This window comes from Frankia sp. CpI1-P (assembly GCF_001421075.1).
GTDB classification, from domain to species: Bacteria; Actinomycetota; Actinomycetes; order Frankiales; family Frankiaceae; genus Frankia; species Frankia torreyi.
Genome location: NZ_LJJX01000124.1, coordinates 1 through 2,322 on the forward strand (window position 1 = coordinate 1; position 2,322 = coordinate 2,322).

Here is a 2,322-nt window from a genome sequence, read left to right on the forward strand (position 1 = left end):
CACCCACCCCGGACCCGCCCCCGCCCGCGTCACCACCTTCCACGCCCTCGACAACTACGAGCAGGTCTGCAGCGCCCTGGACCACCTCACCGACACCCTCGCCCTCGACCAGCCCGGCACCACCCGCCTCCTCGTNATCATCTCCGACGGGGCGTTCCGNNCCNNCGANCNCNNCGGNGCNGCCNNCCGCCTGCCNCGTCTCGCCNCCGCCGGATGCCACCTGCTGTGGATCCAACCCCACGAGCTCAGCAGCCCCCTGCCCCCCGCCCACGTCGTCACCCTCTCGCNCCCCCGCGACACCGCCACCGCGATCGCCGCCGCCGCCCTACGCGCCCTCACCCCCTGACCCGCCCCGGGGTGCGGCCCCCAACCCCCAGGGCCGCACCCCACCCCGCCACCCCCCACCGCCGAAACAGGAGCGCTCCATGGACCCGATCCGCTACCGCGTCGCGATCTCCCCGTACGGCACGCCCACCAGCCCGGAACTCGCGACCGTCTACGCCACCCCGTACTTCCCGGACGGCTGCCCCGATCACATGCCGAACTGGCCGGCCAGCGACGGCCACTACGCCCCCCACATCACCGCGGTCTGCCCCGGCTGCCTGCCCGCCGCCCGCCTCGACGTCAACGTCTCCGACCCGTTCCCGGCCCCTGCCGCCAGCCCCATGATCTACGCGCTCGCCTCGCCCGCACCCGCACCCACACCCGACACCACCCGCCACGATCCCGCCCTGCTGCGTCTGCTGCGCGGCGCCGGGTTCACCCGCATGGCCTGGCTGCCCCTGCTGGGATTCCCAGACCCGTGCGTGTTCGTCGCCGACCACCCGACCGGCCACACCCGGATCACCCTGCACAGCCTCGGCCTCGAGTTCCACCTGCGCACCCCCGACGGCGNGCCGTTGCAGGGATGCCTCGGCCCNCACATCGACCTCGCGATCCTCACCACCGCCCTGCGCTCCACCGGCTACGCCACCCCCGTTCCGAACCCCAACGTCGGTAAGCCATCCCTGCCCGCCGGCGCCCGCCAGATCACCAGCATCGAAGCCGCCGGTCTGATCCTCACCGGTGACCGCTACCTCGCCGCCGACGACGCCGCCCACCTGATCGCCACTGGTGATCACGCGGGTGGGCNGCACCCCGATCCCGCCGTCGACCTGGGCCTGATCGACGCGGTGCGCAGCGGACGGATTCTCGCCGCCCGCCTGCCCGACGGTGCCCTCGTCTTCAACCCCAACCCGCGCCATTCCCCCTCCACCTGACCCCTCGCCCGACCCGCACCGCAAGGAGCCTCGACATGCCCGACCTCCAGCAGCGCGTCCTGATCATCCTGCGGGACGCCGACGCCCCCACCCGCCCCGCCGAACTCGCCTCGACCCAGATGGCCCCCTACTTCCCCGACGGCTGCCCGCCGACCCGCCCCGCCGGTCTGGCACGCCCCGCGCACTACCAGCCGCACGCCGACACGGTGTGCCCCGCCTGCATCGCCTCCTGGTCGAGCCACCACGTCGTCTCCGACCCCGCGACGGTCCCCGACCCCACCCCACCGGCCCTGCGCTTCACCTGGACCACGGCCTGGGAAAACGACCACACCGCCCTCGACGACTGACCACCGATCCGTCACCGGGGCGGCCATGGCCCACCCATGACCGCCCCGGGCGGACCGGCGCCACCCATCGCCCGCGCGGGTCGTGCGGCCNTCCAACCAGCGACTCTCTCGCCGGCACGGGCCGTGACCCCACCGCCATCGGCCCGGCCGGCCCCACCTGCCCCCCGCCGGAACATCCCCGTGAAGGAGATCCGTCATGTCCCCGGACCATGACACCCACCCCACGCCCGGCCGTCCCACCGACAACCTCTCCCCGCCGACCATCCACCCTGCGGCGGCCTCAACGGTCCCAGCCACGGGCACGGGACACCTCGCGCCGCGCACACCGGCGACGATCACCGTCCTGGCGATTCCCGCCGATCCCGCACGTCCCCACCGCCTCCTCGCCATCAACCCCTCGGACGACACGACGTTCAAAGACCTGGCAGGCGGCGGCTGCGAACCGATCGACCTCGAACAGGACGGCGCCGTGCTGTGGATGGGCGACCCGCCGCTGCCCGCAAGCACACCCCTCAACGAGCGCGCCACGNCCCTCGCCGCCTACCACCCGCGCAGGTTTCTCCCCGACCAGCCAATCCACGGCGACGTGATCATCACCGGCATGGTCGACTCCGACGGCCTAGACCTCCTCGACGTCCCCGCCTTCTACGCCCGCCTTCTCGACGCACCCCGTTACCGCGTGCACCTCCGCAGGAAGTACACCGCGGGAGGAATCA

At 73.4% G+C, this 2,322-nt stretch carries 1 protein-coding gene and 1 pseudogene; both read left to right on the top strand.

The features are described from left to right. Positions 1 to 1,294 precede the first annotated feature (1,294 nt). On the top strand, positions 1,295 to 1,606 hold the full coding sequence (locus FF86_RS30915; protein WP_044888787.1) for a hypothetical protein: 312 nt from the start codon (positions 1,295 to 1,297) through the stop codon (positions 1,604 to 1,606). Between the two features lie 196 nt (positions 1,607 to 1,802). Next, positions 1,803 to 2,135, top strand: a pseudogene (locus FF86_RS36925) (hypothetical protein); the annotation flags it as partial. Between the last annotated feature and the right edge of the window lie 187 nt (positions 2,136 to 2,322).

Excerpts from the sequence above, each read along its gene's own strand:
- FF86_RS30915 (WP_044888787.1), top strand. The coding sequence starts at position 1,295 with ATGCCCGACCTCCAGCAGCGCGTCCTGATCATCCTGCGGGACGCCGAC.